This is a genomic window from Roseomonas sp. WA12, assembly GCF_054165765.1.
In genome coordinates this window covers 1155942-1174127 of the sequence record NZ_CM135108.1, presented here as the reverse complement: position 1 = coordinate 1174127, position 18186 = coordinate 1155942, and the positions used below count along the sequence as shown (strand labels likewise).

General features: G+C 69.4%; 16 protein-coding genes and 1 tRNA gene. 7 read left to right on the top strand and 10 right to left on the bottom strand.

From position 1 onward, the window contains the following. Nucleotides 1-70: 70 nt before the first annotated feature. The 6 genes from lon to ACVBD7_RS05630 form a co-directional block, all read right to left on the bottom strand. Nucleotides 71-2500: an endopeptidase La gene (lon, locus tag ACVBD7_RS05655; protein ID WP_458096527.1), complete on the bottom strand. Its 2430-nt coding sequence runs from the start codon at nucleotides 2498-2500 to the stop codon at nucleotides 71-73. 178 nt (nucleotides 2501-2678) lie between these two features. Next, a complete protein-coding gene (clpX, locus tag ACVBD7_RS05650; RefSeq protein WP_458096526.1) occupies nucleotides 2679-3935 on the bottom strand; it encodes an ATP-dependent Clp protease ATP-binding subunit ClpX in 1257 nt (418 codons plus the stop codon). A 166-nt stretch (nucleotides 3936-4101) separates the two neighbouring features. Beyond that, complete coding sequence (gene clpP / locus ACVBD7_RS05645; RefSeq protein ID WP_458096525.1) at nucleotides 4102-4779, bottom strand: ATP-dependent Clp endopeptidase proteolytic subunit ClpP; 678 nt, start codon at nucleotides 4777-4779, stop codon at nucleotides 4102-4104. A 206-nt stretch (nucleotides 4780-4985) separates the two neighbouring features. Continuing rightward, entirely contained in the window at nucleotides 4986-6329 is a 1344-nt protein-coding gene (gene tig / locus ACVBD7_RS05640) for a trigger factor (protein WP_458096524.1), read from the bottom strand. 48 nt (nucleotides 6330-6377) lie between these two features. Then, a tRNA-Leu gene (locus tag ACVBD7_RS05635) sits at nucleotides 6378-6462 on the bottom strand. A gap of 126 nt (nucleotides 6463-6588) precedes the next feature. Further along, nucleotides 6589-7983, bottom strand: coding sequence for an NAD(P)H-hydrate dehydratase (locus ACVBD7_RS05630; RefSeq protein WP_458096523.1), 1395 nt, complete (start codon nucleotides 7981-7983; stop codon nucleotides 6589-6591). A 154-nt stretch (nucleotides 7984-8137) separates the two neighbouring features. On the opposite strand from ACVBD7_RS05630, the gene ACVBD7_RS05625 reads away from it, so the two are divergent. From ACVBD7_RS05625 to parA, 3 genes are all read left to right on the top strand, one after another. Then, the gene (locus ACVBD7_RS05625; RefSeq protein WP_458096522.1) at nucleotides 8138-9439 is read left to right on the top strand and encodes a sulfite oxidase; all 1302 of its coding nucleotides are present in this window, start codon (nucleotides 8138-8140) and stop codon (nucleotides 9437-9439) included. Continuing rightward, nucleotides 9436-9927, top strand: a complete 492-nt coding sequence (locus ACVBD7_RS05620) for a hypothetical protein (RefSeq protein ID WP_458096521.1) — start codon at nucleotides 9436-9438, stop codon at nucleotides 9925-9927. The genes ACVBD7_RS05625 and ACVBD7_RS05620 overlap by 4 nt, the downstream gene beginning before the upstream one ends. Nucleotides 9928-9990: 63 nt before the next feature. After that, nucleotides 9991-10614: a ParA family partition ATPase gene (parA, locus tag ACVBD7_RS05615; RefSeq protein WP_458096520.1), complete on the top strand. Its 624-nt coding sequence runs from the start codon at nucleotides 9991-9993 to the stop codon at nucleotides 10612-10614. 4 nt (nucleotides 10615-10618) lie between these two features. Here parA and ACVBD7_RS05610 read toward each other — a convergent pair whose 3' ends face one another. After that, complete coding sequence (locus tag ACVBD7_RS05610; RefSeq protein ID WP_458096519.1) at nucleotides 10619-11536, bottom strand: DMT family transporter; 918 nt, start codon at nucleotides 11534-11536, stop codon at nucleotides 10619-10621. Between the two features lie 110 nt (nucleotides 11537-11646). On the opposite strand from ACVBD7_RS05610, the gene ACVBD7_RS05605 reads away from it, so the two are divergent. From ACVBD7_RS05605 to metC, 4 genes are read left to right on the top strand one after another with little or no spacing between them, the layout of a single operon-like run. Then, a complete protein-coding gene (locus ACVBD7_RS05605) occupies nucleotides 11647-12309 on the top strand; it encodes an NUDIX domain-containing protein (RefSeq protein ID WP_458096518.1) in 663 nt (220 codons plus the stop codon). Next, entirely contained in the window at nucleotides 12309-13037 is a 729-nt protein-coding gene (locus tag ACVBD7_RS05600; protein ID WP_458096517.1) for an alanyl-tRNA editing protein, read from the top strand. The genes ACVBD7_RS05605 and ACVBD7_RS05600 overlap by 1 nt, the downstream gene beginning before the upstream one ends. After that, nucleotides 13034-13891, top strand: coding sequence for a sulfurtransferase (locus tag ACVBD7_RS05595; protein ID WP_458096516.1), 858 nt, complete (start codon nucleotides 13034-13036; stop codon nucleotides 13889-13891). The genes ACVBD7_RS05600 and ACVBD7_RS05595 overlap by 4 nt, the downstream gene beginning before the upstream one ends. Next, a complete protein-coding gene (gene metC / locus ACVBD7_RS05590; RefSeq protein ID WP_458096515.1) occupies nucleotides 13892-15085 on the top strand; it encodes a cystathionine beta-lyase in 1194 nt (397 codons plus the stop codon). A gap of 107 nt (nucleotides 15086-15192) precedes the next feature. On the opposite strand, the gene ACVBD7_RS05585 is transcribed toward metC, so the two are convergent. From ACVBD7_RS05585 to ACVBD7_RS05575, 3 genes are all read right to left on the bottom strand, one after another. Beyond that, complete coding sequence (locus tag ACVBD7_RS05585) at nucleotides 15193-16512, bottom strand: NTP/NDP exchange transporter (RefSeq protein WP_458096514.1); 1320 nt, start codon at nucleotides 16510-16512, stop codon at nucleotides 15193-15195. Beyond that, nucleotides 16502-17443 (bottom strand): aldo/keto reductase, encoded by a 942-nt coding sequence (locus ACVBD7_RS05580; RefSeq protein WP_458096513.1) that lies wholly within the window; start codon nucleotides 17441-17443, stop codon nucleotides 16502-16504. The genes ACVBD7_RS05585 and ACVBD7_RS05580 overlap by 11 nt, the downstream gene beginning before the upstream one ends. A 216-nt stretch (nucleotides 17444-17659) precedes the next feature. Further along, nucleotides 17660-18184 (bottom strand): Fur family transcriptional regulator, encoded by a 525-nt coding sequence (locus ACVBD7_RS05575; protein WP_458096512.1) that lies wholly within the window; start codon nucleotides 18182-18184, stop codon nucleotides 17660-17662. Nucleotides 18185-18186 lie beyond the last annotated feature (2 nt).

The following is an 18186-nucleotide window of genomic DNA, read 5'->3' as shown; positions in this document are numbered from 1 at the left end:
AGGACGGGGCACCGGCTGAATGCCAATGCCCCGTCCCAAGTGCACCTCGGGCCGTACTGCCCGTGCGGTCTCAGTGCGGCAAGCTGGCACCGGTCGGATCACCGGCGGCCGGCTTGGAGGGCGGAACCTCTTCCGGCTCAACCCAGTCGATCGGCTCGGGCCGGCGCACCAGGGCCTGGGAGATCACCTCGTCCACATGGGCAACCGGGATGACCTTCAGCACCTTGGTCACGCTCTCCGGGATATCCGCCAGGTCCTTCTCGTTCTCCTTCGGGATGAAGACCGTCCCTACCCCGGCGCGCAGTGCCGCGAGCAGCTTCTCCTTCAACCCGCCGATCGGAAGCACCCGGCCCCGCAGCGTGATCTCGCCCGTCATCGCCACATCCTTGCGGACCGGGATGCCCGTCAGGATCGAGACGATGCTGGTCGCCATCGCAATGCCCGCGGACGGACCGTCCTTCGGCGTCGCACCCTCCGGCACGTGGACGTGGATGTCCCGCTTCTCGAAGATCGTCGGCTTGATGCCGAAGGCCGTCGAGCGGCTGCGGACATAGGACACGGCCGCCGAGACGCTCTCCTGCATCACGTCGCCCAGCTTGCCGGTGTGCTTGATGGCACCCTTGCCCGGCAGCAGCACCGACTCGATGGTTAGGATCTCGCCACCCACCTCGGTCCAGGCGAGGCCGGTGACGGCACCAACCATGTCCTCGGCCTCGGCCTCGCCGTAGCGGAACTTCCGCACGCCGGCATACTTGCCGAGGTTCTCGGCGGTGATCTCCACCGTCTTGACCTTGCCGGAAACAATCTCGCGCACGGCCTTGCGGGCCAGCCCACCGATCTCGCGCTCCAGGCTGCGGACGCCCGCCTCCCGCGTGTAGTAGCGCACGAGGTCGCGCACCGCGTCGTCGGACACGCTCAGCTCGCCCGGCTTTAGCCCGTTCGCCTCGATGACCTTGCCGATCAGGTGGCGGCGGGAGATGCCGATCTTCTCATCCTCGGTGTAGCCGGGGATTCGGATGATCTCCATGCGGTCCAGCAGCGGCTGGGGCATCTTCAGCGAGTTGGCGGTCGTGATGAACATCACGTCCGACAGGTCGTAATCGACCTCCAGGTAGTGGTCGGCAAAGGTCCCGTTCTGCTCGGGATCCAGCACCTCCAGCAGGGCCGAGGACGGGTCCCCGCGCCAGTCGGCGCCGAGCTTGTCGATCTCGTCCAGCAGGAACAGCGGGTTGGATGTCTTCGCCTTCTTCATGCCCTGAATGACCTTGCCGGGCATGGAGCCGATATAGGTCCGCCGATGGCCGCGCACCTCCGCCTCGTCGCGCACGCCGCCGAGCGACATGCGAACGAAGTTGCGGTTCACCGCCTTGGCAATCGACTTGCCGAGCGAGGTCTTGCCGACACCCGGAGGGCCGACGAGGCATAGGATCGGGCCGCGGATCTTCTTCGACCGGCTCTGGACCGCGAGGTACTCGATGATCCGCTCCTTGACCTTGTCCAGGCCGTAATGGTCGGCATCCAGAACCCGCTGTGCCTCCTCAAGGTCGATCCGCACCTTCGTGCGCTTCTTCCAGGGGATGGTCAGCATCCAGTCGAGGTAATTGCGGACAACGGTCGCCTCGGCCGACATCGGCGACATGCCGCGCAGCTTCTTCAGCTCGCCCATCGCCTTCTCGCGAGCCTCGGTGGACAGGCCGGTCTTCTTGATCTTGGCCTCGAGCTCGGCAATCTCGTCCTTGCCCTCCTCGCCCTCACCAAGCTCCTTCTGAATGGCCTTCATCTGCTCGTTCAGATAGTACTCGCGCTGCGTCTTCTCCATTTGCCGCTTCACGCGGTTCCGGATGCGCTTCTCCACCTGAAGAACGCCGATCTCGCTCTCCATATGAGCGAAGACCCGCTCCAGCCGCGCCGTCACCCCGATCGTCTCGAGCAGCTCCTGCTTCTCGGCAATCTTCAGGTTCAGATGGGCAGCGACCGTATCGGCCAGCTTGGCCGGCTCCTCGATCTGATTGATCGAGACCAGCACCTCGGGCGCGATCTTCTTGTTGAGCTTGATATACCCCTCGAACTGCCCGACGACGGAGCGGCTCAGCGCCTCAACCTCGCGAGCCTCGGGGCTGGCCTCCTCGATCGGCTCCGCATAGGCCTCGAAGTGGCTGCCGGTCTCCTTCCAACCCACCACGCGCGCGCGGCGGCCACCCTCGACCAGCACCTTCACGGTACCATCGGGCAGCTTGAGGAGCTGCAGCACCGTCGAGACGGTGCCGACATCGAACAGGTCGTCCGAACCGGGATCGTCCTGCGCCGCGTTGCGCTGCGCCAGGAGGAGGATCTGCTTGTCCTCCCGCATGACGGATTCCAGCGCACGAACAGACTTCTCGCGCCCCACGAAGAGGGGAACGATCATGTGGGGGAAAACGACGATGTCGCGCAGGGGTAGGACGGGCAGCGCCTCGCCCCGAACCAGCTCCGACCCGCCTTGATTACCAGAATCCGCCATGGGGACCTCGCTAAGACAGCCGGCGCGGAAACGCCCCGATCGGGCACGTTCCCGACGCCACGGGAATGAACCCTATGTGGTACCGGGGCGCCTCACCCGCAACGGCGGGGCGACGCCCCGGATGATAGGGGGCTATGCAATAAGAGTGCCCCAGCCGCGCGGAGCAGGCCTCCAGGCCTCAGGCGCTAGTCTGCTCCGCCGCGCGTTCACCGTAGATGAACAGCGGCTGTGCCCGGTTCTCGGCCACCTCCTTGTTCACCACGACCTCCTCGACCTCGTCGAGGCCCGGCAGCTCGAACATCGTCGAGAGCAGGATGCCCTCCATGATCGAGCGCAGCCCGCGGGCACCGGTCTTGCGCTGGATGGCACGGGTGGCCACCGACTTCAGGGCGTCCTCGGTGAAGGTGAGCTTGGTCCCCTCCATCTCGAACAGCCGCTGGTACTGCTTCAGCAGGGCGTTCTTCGGCTTGGTCAGGATCTCGATGAGAGCCTTCTCGTCCAGGTCCTCGAGCGTCGCGATGACAGGCAAGCGGCCGATGAACTCGGGGATCAGCCCAAACTTCAGCAGGTCCTCGGGCTCCACCTCGCGTAGCACCGCACCCGGCCGCCGCTCGTCCGGACCACGGACCTCGGCGCCGAAGCCGATCCCCGAGCCCTTGCCCTTTGCCGCGATGATCTTCTCGAGCCCCGCGAAGGCGCCGCCCACGATGAACAGGATGTTGGAGGTATCCACCTGCAGGAACTCCTGCTGGGGGTGCTTCCGGCCACCCTGGGGAGGGACGGAGGCCACCGTGCCCTCCATGATCTTCAGCAGCGCCTGCTGAACGCCCTCGCCCGACACGTCGCGCGTGATCGAGGGGTTGTCCGACTTGCGGGAGATCTTATCGACCTCGTCGATATAGACGATGCCGCGCTGCGCCCGCTCCACGTTGTAATCCGCGGACTGGAGCAGCTTGAGGATGATGTTCTCGACATCCTCGCCAACATAGCCGGCCTCGGTCAGCGTCGTCGCATCGGCCATGGTGAAGGGTACGTCGAGGATGCGGGCCAGGGTCTGGGCCAGCAGCGTCTTGCCCGAGCCGGTGGGGCCGACGAGCATGATGTTGCTCTTCGCGATCTCCACCTCGCCGTTCTTGGCGCCATGGGCCAGCCGCTTGTAGTGGTTGTGCACGGCCACCGAGAGCACCTTCTTCGCGTGCTCCTGCCCGATGACATAGTCATCAAGGACCTTGCAGATCTCCTTCGGCGTCGGCACCCCGTCGCGGGACTTCACGAGGGTGGTTTTGTGCTCCTCGCGGATGATGTCCATGCACAGCTCGACGCATTCATCGCAGATGAAGACGGTCGGGCCCGCGATGAGCTTGCGGACCTCGTGCTGCGATTTCCCGCAGAACGAGCAGTACAGGGTGTTCTTGGAATCGCCGGACTTGCTCATGCGCGCTCCTCGCCCCTGGCCGGTCCGGATGGCGGCGCGACTGGGGCGTCAGACTGGCAGAATAACCCTCCTCCCCCTTCCGGGGAAGCATGGGACGAATTGATGACGGTGGCGCCGCCCCAACCCCAGGAACGGATCCCGAACAGGCCGGGGCAGCGCCCACCCATCAGGAGCGCGGGCCCTCGACCGCCGGCGCCGATACCGCGGCACTGGCCGGCAGCTTGGACACCACTTGGTCGATCAGGCCGAAGGCCTGGGCCTCCTCGGCGGACATGTAGGTGTCGCGCTCGAGCTTGCGCTCGATCTCCTCGACGGGCTGGCCGGTATGGGTGACGTATATCTGGTTCAGCCGCTTGCGGAGGTCGAGGATCTCCCGCGCCTGGATCTCGATATCCGTCGCCTGGCCCTGGGCCCCGCCGGAGGGCTGGTGGACCATGATACGGCTGTTCGGCAGGGCGAAGCGCTTGCCCTTCTCGCCAGCCGTCAGCAGCAGCGAGCCCATGGAGGCCGCCATGCCCAGGCACACGGTCGAGACCGGGCTGCGGATATACTGCATCGTGTCGTACATCGCGAGGCCGGCCGAAACCACGCCGCCCGGGCTGTTGATGTAGAAGGCGATGTCCTTGTTCGGGTTCTCGCTCTCCAGGAACAGCAGCTGGGCGCAGATCAGCGACGAGACCTGGTCGAAGACCTGGCCCGTCAGAAAGATGATCCGCTCCTTCAGCAGGCGCGAATAGATGTCGTAGGCGCGCTCGCCCCGGGCGGTCTGCTCGACCACCATGGGCACGAGGGAGTTGTTGTAGAGTTCCACCGGGTCGCGATCGACGAATACGGAGCGAGTCATCAGCTTGTCCTTCCTCGCCGGCGGAAGGGTGCGTCCCCGATGGCACCGCCCGGAAAGGTGCCCGGCCATGCCGCGGCACCCGCCCGGCCCCCTCGCCGGCAATCTTCGATCCCCAAGATGGGGCAACCCGCCCCCCTCGGAAAGGGGGGCGGGCCTTGTATCCGCTGGTTTGCAAATCCGCCGGGGTTACGGCCCCGGCGCAGAAGTCAGGCGGCCTGCAGATCGGCCGGGGTGACGGTCTTATCCGTCACCTTGGCCAGCTCCAGCATGTAATCCACCACCTTCTCCTCGAAGAGCGGGGCACGGAGGTTCTCCAGCGCCTGCGGGTTCTTCTGGAAGAAGTCGTAGACCTGCTTCTCCTGGCCGGGATACCGGCTTGCCTCGTTCCGCATGGCCTGGGCCAGCTCGTCCTGGCCGACCTGGATGTTGTTCGCCCTCCCGATCTCGGAGAGCAGCAGGCCCAACCGGATGCGCCGCTCGGCGATCTTCCGGTACTCGGCGCGCAGCGTGTCCTCGTCCTTACCGGCATCCTCGGCGTCCAGGCGGCCCGCCTTGCGGTCCTCCTCGACGCGCGACCAGATCTGGCCGAACTCGGCTTCCACCATGCCCTCGGGCACCGCGAAGTCGGCGCGGTCGGCCAGCTGGTCGAGCAGAGAGCGCTTCACCCGCAGCCGGGTCAGCCCGTCATACTCGCTCTGGATCGACTTCTTCAGCTCCTCGCGGAGCTTCTCGGCGCTTTCCAGGCCAAGCGACTTGGCGAACTCGTCATCGGCCGGCGAAGCCGTGCGGGTCTTCAGCGCCTTGGCGGTGATTTCAAACTCCGCAGGCTTCCCGGCCAACTCGGACGAGCCATAGGCGTCGGGGAAGGCCACGCGGATCTTGCGGGTCTCGCCGGGGCGGATGCCCTCCAGCCCCTCGGTGAAGCCGGGAATGAAGCCCTCGCCGCCCACCTCGATCGGCATCTCCTGCGCCGTGCCGCCCGGGAAGGGCTCGCCGACGACCGCGGCATCCCCTTCGCCCTCGACCAGCCGGCCCACGAAGTCGGAGACCACGACGTCACCCTTCTGTGCCGGGCGCTCCTCGGTCACATCCTCGAGCTTGGCGTTGCGCGCCGCCAGGCCGTCGGCCGCCTTCTGGACCTCCTCGTCGGAGGGCTCGGCGCGCGGGCGCTCGATCTCGATGCCGCTGAAATCCGGCATCGGGATCTCGGGCAGCACCTCCATCTCAATGTTGAAGGCCAGGTCCTGGCCCTCGGCGAACTCGCCGACGAGCTCGACCTTCGGCTGGAGCGCCGGGCGCAGGCCGCGGCCGGTCAGCAGGTCGCGGGTGGCCGTCTGCACCTGCTCCTCAAGCACCTCGCCGGTCACCGCGGTCCCGTAGCGCTTCTTGACCACCGACATCGGCACCTTGCCCGGGCGGAAGCCGGGGATCCGCAGGTCGCGCCCGAGGGCCGCAAGACGCTTGTCGCGCGTCGCCTCGATCTCCGTCGCCGGCACCACCACCGAGAAGGACCGCTTCAGCCCCTCGGCCGAGAGCTCCGTCACCTGCATTCGCTCAGTTCCACATCCAGGACAATTCAGGGCGGCGCCAGGCAGGGTTGGTGCGGGCGGAGGGATTTGAACCCCCACGGCTTGCGCCACTGGAACCTAAATCCAGCGTGTCTGCCAGTTCCACCACGCCCGCATCGCGCAGCGCCGAAGGGGGCGCCCTTAGCGCAACGGCGCCGTCTTTCCAAGCGCCGCCGAACCGGACGACCCGTCACGCCCCCGAATCAGCCCGGTGGATCACGCGCCAGGACCACCCCACGGCTCAGTCTCCGGCGCCAGCCGCCGCCGCGAGCGCGCCGGCAATGCCTGCCACCACATCCTCCGCCAACACCCCCGGCCCATCCGGCGCTGCGGCGCCCTGCAGCCAGACGGCGGCGCATGCCGCCTCGAAAGGCGCCATCCCCTGCGCTAGCAGTCCGCCCGCGATCCCTGCCAGCACATCTCCCGTTCCCGCGGTGGCAAGGCTCGGCGGCGCATTGTGGTTGATGGCCGCCCGCCCATCCGGCACCGCGATCACCGTATCCGGCCCCTTCAGAACCACCGCCGCCCCCACGAGGACCGCAGCCCGGCGCGCCGCCGCCAGCCGGTCCGGCCCCGCCGGCCCGAACAGCCGGGAGAACTCCCCGCCGTGAGGCGTCAGGATCGCGGCGCCCCGCAGCGCCTCCGGATTTCCGGCGCAGGCACCCAGCGCCCCGGCATCCGCCACCACCGTACGCCCGGCCCCGATCGCACCGGCCAGCAAGCCGCGCGTTTCCTCATCCGGAGCCAGGCCCGGCCCGATAACCCAGACCCGGCGTCGTTCATCCTCCAGCAGCGGCGCGGCCGGCGGTCCGGCGACGATCACCCCCGGCTCACCCGCTCGAAAGGCGGCCGCCGCGTCCTCGGCGGTCGCCGCAAGGGTCACCAGCCCGGCCCCGGCCCGGCGCGCCGCCGAAGCCGCCAGCCGCGCCGCCCCGGCCATCGCCCCACCCGCTACCACCACATGCCCTCGCCCGTATTTGTGGCCGGCCGCGTCCAGCGCCGGCAGGCGCCACAGGCCGGGTGCGTTGCGGAAGTTCCGCGCGCCCTCCCCTGCCAACGCCTTCTCTAGCGCGGCCTCGGGGAGCCCGATGGCGGACAGGTGCAGCACGCCGCATAGCCCGCGGCCCGGGAGCAACAGATGCCCGGGCTTCAGCCGGGCGAAGGTGACCGTCAGCTCCGCCGCCACCACCTGCCCGGCCGTCTGCCCTGTTGCGCCATCCAGCCCGCTCGGCACGTCCACGGCCAGGATCGGCCCTCCTGCTGCCTTCAGCACCGAGACCGCCTCCTCGGAGAGCGGCCGCGACGGCGCGCCCCCGAGAAGCGCATCGATCACCAGTCCCGCCCGCGCCGCCTCGCCCGCCGCGAAGGGAACCACCGGCCCGCGCCACCGCGCCGCGGCCTCCGCTGCCGGCCCGCCAGACCGCGGTGGCGCCATGACCGCCACCGCCACCGGCCATCCCGCGGCCTCCAGCAGCCGCGCGGCCACATAGCCGTCCCCGCCATTGTTCCCCGGCCCGGCGAGCACCAGCGTCCGGCAAGGCCGGAACCGCGCCATCGCCGCCCGGGCCACCGCCCGCCCCGCGGCCTCCATCAACACGCGGACGGGGACGGTCGAGGCAGAATCCGCACGCGCCATGGCGGTCGGGGTGAGCAGATCAAGCGGCCAGGGGAGCGCACCTGTCGTCTCCGGCGCGGGTTGATGCCTATGATGGCGGGCGGACTGAGGGCTGGCCGAACCCGGCTCCTTCAGGAGAAGGCGCGGCGCAGACCGCCCAGGGGAGAAAGATGACATGGCCAGTGAACGCACGCTGCGCGAACTCTATGCAGGGGATCCGGAACGCGCGGATGCCATCGCCTTCGGCCGCCGCGGCGCGCTGAAGGGGCCGGCCCTGGCCGCCATGGGCGCGGCGCTCGGCGCCACCATCCCCTTTTCCGCCCGGATGCCGGCCGGCCTGCTTCCGGCGGCCCTCGCCCAGGGCGCCGGCTCCCCCACCGTGCTGCGCCTCGACGGCAAGGCGCCCCTGATCCTTCTCGGCGAGCGCCCCCTGGTGGCGGAGACGCCCGAGGCGATGCTGGACGACGACGTGACCCCAGCGGACAAGTTCTTCGTCCGGAACAATGGCGGCATCCCCGAGCGGCACGCCGGCGACCCGAAGTCCTGGCGGCTGAAGATCGACGGCGAGGTGAACACCCCACTCGACCTCACCCTTGGTGATTTGGAAGGCCGCTTTGAGGTGGTCACCCTCCGCCTACAGATGGAATGCGGCGGCAACGGCCGCGCTGCCTTCAACCCGGAAACCCGCGGCAACCAATGGGGCAACGGCGCCATCTCCAACGGCGAGTGGACGGGCGTGCGTCTGCGCGACGTGATCCGCGCCGCCGGCCCCAAGGACACCGCCCGCTTCACCGGCCATTTCGGAGCGGACCCGCATCTCTCCGGCGATACCGCGCGCCAGGCGATCAGCCGCGGCATGCCAATCGCAAAGGCGATGGAGGACACCACCCTAATCGCCCTCCGCCTGAACGGCGCGGCCATCCCGACCATCCATGGCTATCCCGTGCGGCTGGTTACCCCGGGCTGGCCGGGCAGCCTCTCCCAGAAGTGGCTGAACCGGATCACCCTGCGCGCCACGCCGCATGATGGGCCGGGCATGGGCGGCACCTCCTACCGCCTGCCCACTCGCCCCATCGTGCCCGGCAGCACCAACAACGGCGCGGACTTCGCGGATATGACCTCCATGCCCGTGCGCGGCCTGCTGACCAACATCGCCCACGGCACCCGCATGGCTGCCGGAACCCGCCAGCTCGACTTGCGCGGCCAGGCCTGGGCCGGGGACAACACGGTCCGCGCCGTTCATGTCTCCACCGATTTCGGTGCGAGCTGGACCGAGATGCGCGTGAACGCTCCGCCGAACCGCCATGCCTGGCAACGCTGGCAGGGCGCGGTGGTGCTGCCCTCCGACGGGTACTTCGAGCTCTGGACCCGCGCGACCGACAGCAATGGGCAGATGCAGCCCCATGCCGCCGCGAACTGGAACCCGCAGGGCTATGGCGCGAACGCCATGGCGCGAACGGCCATCCTCGTCGGATGAGTCTGTCACGCTCCGAGAGGCTAGGGCTGGGGGCGATCTGCGCCCTTGGCCTCCTCGCGCTCGCGCTCGATGTCCCGGCCGGGCGGCCGGCCCGCATGGCCGAGCCACCTCCGCCCACTCCCTTCGCGCGCGCGACCGCCGCGGCCGACGCCGAGCGTGCTATGGCAACGGAACGGCAGGCCGCTGCCGCCCGTGTCGAGACCGAGCGCCTCGCCGCCGTGCAGACCCCGCGCGAGACCGAGGACGTGCTGCCCGCCGGCCACGGCCGGGGCGAGGTCTTCGCCCTCTGCACCGCCTGCCACAGCACCGCGCTCATCCGCCGTAGTGGCTTCACCCGCGAGCGCTGGGACGAGCTGATGGATTGGATGACGGAGAAGCAGGGCATGGCGCCACTGGAAGGCGAGATGCGGGGGTTGGTCGTGGACTACCTCGCCCAGAACTTCGCCCCCCGCCGCGCCCCTCGGGGCGGCAATCCCTTCCTGAACTGACGGGGCAAGCGCTTCCTTGCGCAAACGGGTCTAGTGTAGCGGCGAATCGGCAGGAGGCGGGCCATGGCCTTCGTGGTGGCAGTGGCGCAGCGGAAGGGCGGGGCGGGCAAATCCACCGTCGCCGCCAATCTGGCGGTAGCGCTGGCCGAGGCGGGCGCCCGCGTCGCCCTTCTCGACACCGACCCGCAGGCCACCCTCACCCGCTGGCACGGGTTGCGGCCGGATACGGCCCGCGCCCTTGCCTTCGAGAGCCCGGCGGGCTGGCGTGTGCCCCAAGCCGTCACACGTCTCCGGAAGGAGATGGATTTCGTCCTGCTCGACACCCCACCGCATGCCGATACGGACAGCCGGGTGGCCATGCGTGCGGCCGATCTCGTGCTGATCCCCCTCCAGCCCTCCCTGCCTGATCTCTGGGCGATGGAGGCGACGCTGGAGGTGGCGGCGGCCGAGCACCGGTCCGTCGCGCTGATGCTCAACCGCGTCCCCGCCCAGGGCCGGGCGGCGCAGGAGGTGGCGGATGCGCTCGCCGCCCGGAAGCTGCCCCTTCTGCCCGGCCCGTTCGGCAACCGCACGGCCTTCGCGGCCGCCTTCGGCGAGGGGCTGGGCGTGGTGGAAGCCGCGCCCCGCAGCCAGGCCGCGGCCGAAGCCCGGGCACTGGCCGAGGCGATCCGGCGCGAGGCAGCCTAGCCGCTCAGCCCGCCTTGGCGGCGATCTCCAGCCGCCAGATCGCCAGCCCAGCCCCGACCAGCACCATGAAGCCGACCAGGTCCCAGCCATCCGGCACCTCGCCCCAGAACAGCACACCCAGCGCCGTGGTCCAGAGGATGGCTGAGTACTCGAAGGGTGCGATGAGCGTGGTGTCCGCCGAGCGATAGGCCGCCGTCATGAGCAGCTGCGCTATGACGGAGACCAGCCCGATCGCCAGCAGCAGCCCCCATTGCCAGGCCGTCGGCCAGATCCAGCCCGGCAGGGCCAGCAGCCCGGAAACCGCGGCGGCGCCGATGGCGAACCACAACACGATGGTTATGCCGGACTCGCCCGCCTCGCCCATCCGGCGGATCGAGACCATCGCATAGGCCCAGCCCAACGCGGCCGCGAGCACCGCTGCCACTGCCCCCAGATGCAGCGGCCCGCCGCCCCCGGGCTGCAGCATCAGCAGCACGCCCGCGAAACCCACCACCACCACCGCCAGCCGCGCCCGGCTCACCCGCTCCCGCAGCAGCAGCACCGAGAGCGCGGTGAGGAAGAGGGGCATGGTGAAGTTCAGCGCCGTGACAGTGGCCAGCGGCAGGTACACATAGCCAAAGAAGGAGCCGTACATCCCGATCAGCCCGCCGATCATCCGCTCCAGGTGCCGGCGCGGATGCCGCGTGCGCAGGGCCAGACGCAGCCCGCCCGGCGCCGTCCAATGCGCCAGCATCAGCAGCGACGGCAGGGGAAGGATGTTGCGGAAGAACACCAGCTCGGAGAGCGGCACCGCCCCCTCCAGCGCCTTCACGGCCGCGGCGGCCAGAGCGAAAAAGCCGGCCGAGCCGGTGACGCAGGCGATGGCCCGGACCCGCGCGGCGCGCAGGCCGGCGGGAGAGACTGGGCTCGTCGGGGAATTCATTGTTCAACGCTTCGTGTGAGGCAGCGGCATTCTCCCCCCCGCCGCCCATCCCGCAACCCTTGCCCGGGGTGATTTCAACCTCCCCCGTTCCGCTGTAGCGTCCGCCCGGCATGACAGAGCAAGACGGCCCGGCACCCCCGAACCGCCCCGCCAAGGCGCCTGAAATCCCGCCGCACCCCCTCTATCTCCCCGAGGCGGATGAGGTGGTCTGGAGCGGCCGCTACCCCGTCCAGCGCGTGCGCTTCCGCTACCGCAAGCGGGATGGCAGCCTCTCCGGCCCCGTCACCTGGGAGCTCCTGCGCCGCGGCAAGGCCGTGGTCGTCCTGCCCTGGGATCCCTTGACCGACCGCATCGCGCTCATCGAGCAGTTCCGCCTGCCCGCGCTCGCCGCCGGCGAGAACCCGCGCGTGACGGAACTGCCTGCCGGGATGATGGAGACCGGCGAGGACCCCGAGGTGACCGCCCGCCGCGAGCTGGAGGAGGAGACCGGCCTCGCCTGCTCCCGCATCGCGCAGATGGGCACCTTCATGCTCGTCCACGGCTCGAGCGACGAGACCGTGCACTTCCAGCTCGCTGAGGTCTCGCTGCCGGAGGGCGCCGGCGGCACCGGCGGACTGGCCGCCGAGAACGAGGAGACGGTGATGAGCGTGGTGCCGGCCGCCGAGGCCTTCGCCATGGTCGCCGAGAACCGCATCCGCAACGCCCCCGCCGCCCTTGCCCTGCTCTGGCTGCAGGTGAACCACGCCCGCCTTCGGGCCGAATGGACAGATTGATGCCGACCGAAGCCTTGTTCCGCGAAAACGCCTATGCCGAGGGCAACTCGGCCACTGTGCTGGAAAGCAGCGAGGCCGGGGTCATCCTCGACCGGAGCGTCTTCTACCCCCGCGCCGGCGGCCAGCCCGGCGACACCGGCACGCTGGCCTGGGAAGACGGTAAGATGCCCGTCGCCGACACGGTGAAGGCACCCGACGGCTCCGCCCTGCACGTCCCTGCCGCGGGCGCGTCAGTTCCGCCAGTTGGCGCGAAGGTCACCGCCAAGCTCGACTGGACCCGCCGCCACCGCCACATGCGGATGCACACCACCCTGCACCTGCTCTGCGCCGCGATGCCCGGCATCTACGCCACCGGCAATCAGATCGGCGCCGAGAAGTCACGCCTCGACTTCGACCTGCCCGAGCCTCCCACCAAGGAATGGGTGACGGAGAAGCTCAACGAGCTGATCGCCGGCGACCACCCGATCGGCGAGCGCTGGATCACCGAGGTCGAGCTGGACGCCAATCCCGGCCTCGTCCGCACCCTGTCCGTCCAGCCCCCGCGCGGCGCCGGCCAGATCCGCCTCGTCCGCATCGGCACCGAGGAGAACATGATCGACCTCCAGCCCTGCGGCGGCACCCATGTGCGCCGCACCGGCGAGATCGGCCGCGTCGAGGTGCTGAAGATGGAGAGCAAGGGCAAGCAGAACCGGCGCATCCACATCGTGCTAGCAGGAGACCCCGAATGACCGATCTCGTCTCGACCGAATGGCTGGCCGGAGAGCTCGGCGCGCCCGATCTCGTGGTGCTGGACTGCTCCCTGGTCCTGCCCGGGGAGCCCGGCGACACCCGCGCGGGCCACGTCCAGTCCCGCATCCCCGGCGCGCGCTACTTCGACATCAACCTCTTCGCCGACCCCGACAGCGACCTGCCCCACATGGTCCCGACACCGGCGCGCTTCGCCAAGCTGGCCGGCGCCCTCGGCATCTCGAATGCCAGCCGCGTCGTCTTCTACGACCAGTCCCACGGCCTTCGAGCCGCCGCCCGCGGCTGGTGGCTGATGCGCCTCATGGGCCATGAGGCCGCCTCTGTCCTCGATGGCGGCCTGCCGAAGTGGAAGCGGGAGGGCCGCCCCCTCGAATCCGGCGAGCCCCCTGCCCCGCCCGCCGCCAGCTTCGTTCCGGATTTCCGCACCGACCGCCTGCGCGGCATCGGCGATGTGAAGCGCATCGTGCGGCAAGGCGGCGGCGAGGCGCTCATCCTCGATGCCCGCGCCGCCGGCCGTTACGACGGCACCGCGCCGGAACCCCGCCCCGGCCTGCCCTCCGGCCACATGCCCGGCGCCGCCAACATCCCCTTCACCGAACTGCTTGCGCCCGACGGCACCATGCTGCCCCCCGAAGCCCTGCGCGCACGCTTCGAGCGCGCCGGAGTGGATGAGGATCGCCACGTCGTCCTCTCCTGCGGCTCGGGCGTGACCGCCTGCGTGCTCGCGCTCGGCCTGGTTCGCGCCGGGCTGCCGGAAGGCGCTGTTTACGACGGCTCCTGGACTGAATGGGCGCTTCGCCCCGAAACCCCCAAGACCTCCAAGGACGCTGCCTAGATGGCCCATCGCGCCGACAAGGATCTCGGCTTCGCCACCCGCATGTCGCATCACGGCCGGGCCGGCGCGCGCGCACATGGCTTCGTCAACCCGCCCGTCCATCGCGGCTCCACCGTGCTGTTCCCGGACTGCGAATCCCGCAAGGCGGCCGGCGCCCAGCGCTACGAGCAGGTGCTGACCTACGGCACCGCCGGTGGCCCCACCCACCACATGCTCGAGGACATGATCGCCGAGATCGAGGGCGGCACGCGCGCCGTCATCGTCGGCACCGGCCTCGCCGCCTGCATGGTGCCGCTGCTGGCCTACCTGAAGGCCGGCGACCACTGCCTGATGCCCGACAGCGTCTACGGCCCCGCCCGCAACCTCGCCGATGGGCTGATGAAGGGCTTCGGCATCGAGACGACCTATTATGACCCGTTGGTGGACGAGGCCGGGCTGCGCGCGCTCCTCCGCCCCAACACGAAGGTCGTCTATACCGAAAGCCCGGGCAGCCACACCTTCGAGGTGCAGGACATCCCCGCCATCGCCCGCGCGGCCCATGCCGCCGGCGCCAAGGTGCTGATGGACAACACCTGGGGCTTCTACAACTTCCAGCCTTTCGCCCATGGCGTGGACGTCTCGATTCAGGCGCTCACGAAGTATGCCGGCGGGCATTCCGACATCCTGCTCGGCAGCGTTGCGGTGAACACGCCCGAGGACTGGTCCATCGTGAAGGGCGCGGCCAGCCAGCTCGGCCAGTTCGCCAGCCCTGACGATTGCTGGCTGTGCCTGCGCGGCCTGCGCACCCTTCCCGTCCGCCTCAAGCAGCAGGCAGAGGCGGGGCTGGAGGTCGCACGCTGGCTGGAGACGCGGCCCGAGGTGCTGCGCCTGCTGCACCCCGCCCTGCCTTCCCACCCGCAGCACGCGCTCTACGCCCGCGACTTCGCCGGCCCTTGCAGCCTGTTCGGCGTCGTCCTGCTGCCGCGCTACTCCGAAGCGGATGCGGAGCGGGTGGTGGACGCGCTCTCGCTTTTCGGGATCGGCGCGTCCTGGGGTGGTTATGAAAGCCTGGCCCTGCCCACCGCGCCCTCAATCAGCCGAACCGCGAAGGACCCGGCCCTCGGTGGGCCGGCGATCCGCATCCATATCGGGCTGGAGGATACGACGGACCTGATCGCGGATCTGGCACAGTCGCTGGATCGGCTGCCGCGCTGAGACGCTGCAAGGGCGGCAGAGGGGGAGACCGCTTCCCCCTCCGCCGCCCGCTGCGTTTCATCCTCTTCGACCGGAAGGCTCGCGCCTCTCCGCACCGACATGCCTTATCAGCCCGCCGCACGCTCCGGCCGTGGCGCCGCCTCCGCGCTCTCGGCCTTGCGCCCCAGCATATGACCGGTGGCGGCCCAGATCACCGCAATGACAGCCCCCACCACCATCGCCGCCACCGGGCTGCTCGACAGCGCATCGACTCCCGTCTTGATCCAGGAGCTGATCGCGTCGCCTCCACGATAGACGACCGTGTCGATCGCGTTTTTTGCCTTGTACTTGGTCTCAGCATCGACGGTGGTGAACAGCATCTCCCGCCCAGGCCGCACGAGTGCGTACTCGCCAACGCGCCGCAGCACCATAACGACGACCAGCACTCCGAAGGTTGGCGCGAGCGCCAGCGCGCCAAAGCCAATGGCCATACCAATTGGCACCGCCGTCAGCAGCACGCCGACGCCGAGCTTGCGCGTCAGCCGCCCGGTCACGAAGACCTGGATCAGTATCGTCAGCGTCTGCACCACAGCGTCGATGGTTCCGAAGACCTGCGTCTGCTGAACCCGACTAGGAAACGTGGCCCGGACCAGCCGCGCCTGCTCGAAGTAGAGAAAGGTAGAGACCGAGGCGAGCAGGATGACGAAGAGCGCGATGCCCAGCATGTAGGGCGAGCGCAGAACCAGCGTCAGCCCGGCAATGACGCTGCCGCGCATGGCGCGGTCCGCGCCCTCGCCCGTCGGCGTCGTCTGCCATCCCTGCGCGTCGCGCCAGCGGAACAACCAGGCGGCGCAGAGCAGCGTGCCCAGCAGCATGGCCGCCGAGAGGAACAGCAGCCCCGCCAGCCCCAGCGGCGCCACCAGCGCCGTGCTCAGCAGCGGCCCTGCCAGCCCGCCCAGACTGGCGCCGGCCGCGATCTGGCCGAAGAGGCGCTTCGCCTGCTCCGGCTGGAACACATCCGCCATCACGCTCCAGGCCAGCGAGATCACGAACAGGTTGAACACCGATAGCCAGACATAGAAGGCGCGGCCCGCCCAGACCTCCTCGGGGTCCACCAGCAGCACGAAGCCGAAGCCGATCAGCGTCACGGCCGAGACGCCGTAGCACACGGCCAGCAACTTTCGCCGCGGGACACGGGTGCTCAACCAGCCATAGATCGGCAGCACCACCAGCGTCGCTAGGAAGGTGGCAAGGAACAGGTACTGCAGGTTGTTGATGCCGCCGGCAATGCCGAAGGTTTCGCGCACCGGGCGCAGCATAAAGTAGCTGGCAAAAAGCAGGAAGAAGAGCAGGAAGCCCATCAGCACCGGCGTCAGCTCGCCCGGCTCCGTGACCAGCAGCCTTCCGATCCAGCCGCGCCCTTCCGGGCGCCGCGGCTCAGAGGGCATCGATGAACCTCTCCATGCGGAGGCGCATCGCCGCATCCGGCATGCGGCCCCGCGCGGCGGCGAGGTTGTCGTCCACATAGCGGGCCTGGGCCATGCCGGGCACGGCGCAGGTCACACCCTCATGCGAGACAAGATACTTCAGCATGAACTGCGGCCAGGTCGTCACGTCGATCTCGGCCGCCCAGTCCGGTAGCGGCTTGCCTTGCGTGGCGCGGAACACGCTGCCACGGCCGAAAGGCAGGTTGATGAACACGGCCATCCCCCGCTCCTTCGCCAGGGGGATGATCCGCTCGGCCGCGTTGCGGTTGTCCAGCGCGTAGTCGATCTGGATGGAATCCAGCGTCTCCCGGCGCATCATCGCCTCGAAGGCCTCGTACTGCCGGTCGAAAGAGGTCGTGGCGCCGACATAGCGGATGCGCCCGCCCTGCTTCAGCTCCCGGAGATAGGCGAGCTCGTTGGTGATGTCGCGCAGGTTATGCACGGCGATCAGGTCGATCTTGTCGGTCCGCAGGTTGCGGAAGGACTGCTCGATCTGCGCCCGCCCCTGCTCGATGCTGTCCACCCCGACCTTGGTGCACACGAACAGGGAGGGCCGGATGCCCAGATCCCCCATCAGCCCACCCATGATCGCTTCCGCATTGCCATAGGAGGGCGCCGTGTCCACCACCGTGCCGCCGAGCTGCTGGAAGCGGCGCCAGGTGTCGAGAAGCGGGGTGAGGTCCTCGCCCGGCTTGATCTCTTCATAGCGGCGGGCGGAGCCCAGGCCGATCACCGGGATCATCTCGCCCGAGGAAGGGATAGGCTTGCGGATCAGCGGCGCCTGCTGGGCAGCGGCTGGGCGCCCGAGTGGGGAAAGCGCGGCACCCGCACCCAGGCTTGCTCCGAGACCGGCCCCGAGGCCAGCGAGAACGCTTCGGCGGTTGGCATTCATGGCGTTTTCTCCCCATGGGGCCCGCAACCGCAGAATGCGGGCGGGACGGCGTCTGGCCTGTCGGGAGAGGAGTGTTGCGCGATTGGAAAGGCGCGGGAATGGCCCATCGACACCGACGTTGGGCCTGCGCACCCAGCACCAGCCGGGGCCAGCCCGGCGACACCTAGCCCAGGAGGTTCGGTCGAATCCGGAAGAGTTCGGCGGCCCGAACCTCCGTCAGCTCAAGGCCGGCCCGGTTACGCGGGCCGGCGCCATCCCTGGCACCAGCTCCGCGCAGTTGCCGCAGGTCCCCTCCACCTCCACCGTGGCCCGGACGGGGCTGAATCCGGCCGCACGGGCCGCGGCGGCGACCGCGGCGGCCACCGAATCGTCCGAGAGCTCGGCGGTGCGGCCGCAGCTGCGGCAGATCAGGAACTGATGGGGATGCTCGTGCTCATGGCCATGAGACGCCTCCGTGCAGGGAATGAAGGCGTTCAGCCGCTCGATCCGATGAATCAGCCCCTGGGCGAGCAGGAAATCCAGCGCGCGATACACGGTGGGGGGCGCAGCGCCCGGCCGCTCGGCCCGTAGCCGGTCCAGCAGCGCATAGGCGCCCACGGGTTGCCCGGCCTCCAGCACCATCTCCAGAACGCGGCGGCGCAGAGGGGTGAGCTGGGCGCCGCGGCGCAGACAGGCCTCTTCCGCGTCGCGGAGTGCCTCCGCGGGTTCAGCCGGCGCGTGATGGTGCTCGCCATGGGGCATCG

Bases quoted from the DNA above. Each gene is read 5' to 3' on its own strand.
- clpX (WP_458096526.1), bottom strand. From the start codon at position 3,935: ATGAGCAAGTCCGGCGATTCCAAGAACACCCTGTACTGCTCGTTCTGC.
- ACVBD7_RS05595 (WP_458096516.1), top strand. From the start codon at position 13,034: ATGACCGATCTCGTCTCGACCGAATGGCTGGCCGGAGAGCTCGGCGCG.
- tig (WP_458096524.1), bottom strand. From the start codon at position 6,329: ATGCAGGTGACGGAGCTCTCGGCCGAGGGGCTGAAGCGGTCCTTCTCG.
- ACVBD7_RS05630 (WP_458096523.1), bottom strand. From the start codon at position 7,983: ATGGCGCGTGCGGATTCTGCCTCGACCGTCCCCGTCCGCGTGTTGATG.
- ACVBD7_RS05620 (WP_458096521.1), top strand. From the start codon at position 9,436: ATGAGTCTGTCACGCTCCGAGAGGCTAGGGCTGGGGGCGATCTGCGCC.
- ACVBD7_RS05600 (WP_458096517.1), top strand. From the start codon at position 12,309: ATGCCGACCGAAGCCTTGTTCCGCGAAAACGCCTATGCCGAGGGCAAC.
- ACVBD7_RS05605 (WP_458096518.1), top strand. From the start codon at position 11,647: ATGACAGAGCAAGACGGCCCGGCACCCCCGAACCGCCCCGCCAAGGCG.
- ACVBD7_RS05585 (WP_458096514.1), bottom strand. From the start codon at position 16,512: ATGCCCTCTGAGCCGCGGCGCCCGGAAGGGCGCGGCTGGATCGGAAGG.
- ACVBD7_RS05610 (WP_458096519.1), bottom strand. From the start codon at position 11,536: ATGAATTCCCCGACGAGCCCAGTCTCTCCCGCCGGCCTGCGCGCCGCG.
- ACVBD7_RS05575 (WP_458096512.1), bottom strand. From the start codon at position 18,184: ATGCCCCATGGCGAGCACCATCACGCGCCGGCTGAACCCGCGGAGGCA.
- parA (WP_458096520.1), top strand. From the start codon at position 9,991: ATGGCCTTCGTGGTGGCAGTGGCGCAGCGGAAGGGCGGGGCGGGCAAA.
- ACVBD7_RS05625 (WP_458096522.1), top strand. From the start codon at position 8,138: ATGGCCAGTGAACGCACGCTGCGCGAACTCTATGCAGGGGATCCGGAA.
- metC (WP_458096515.1), top strand. From the start codon at position 13,892: ATGGCCCATCGCGCCGACAAGGATCTCGGCTTCGCCACCCGCATGTCG.
- clpP (WP_458096525.1), bottom strand. From the start codon at position 4,779: ATGACTCGCTCCGTATTCGTCGATCGCGACCCGGTGGAACTCTACAAC.
- ACVBD7_RS05580 (WP_458096513.1), bottom strand. From the start codon at position 17,443: ATGAATGCCAACCGCCGAAGCGTTCTCGCTGGCCTCGGGGCCGGTCTC.
- lon (WP_458096527.1), bottom strand. From the start codon at position 2,500: ATGGCGGATTCTGGTAATCAAGGCGGGTCGGAGCTGGTTCGGGGCGAG.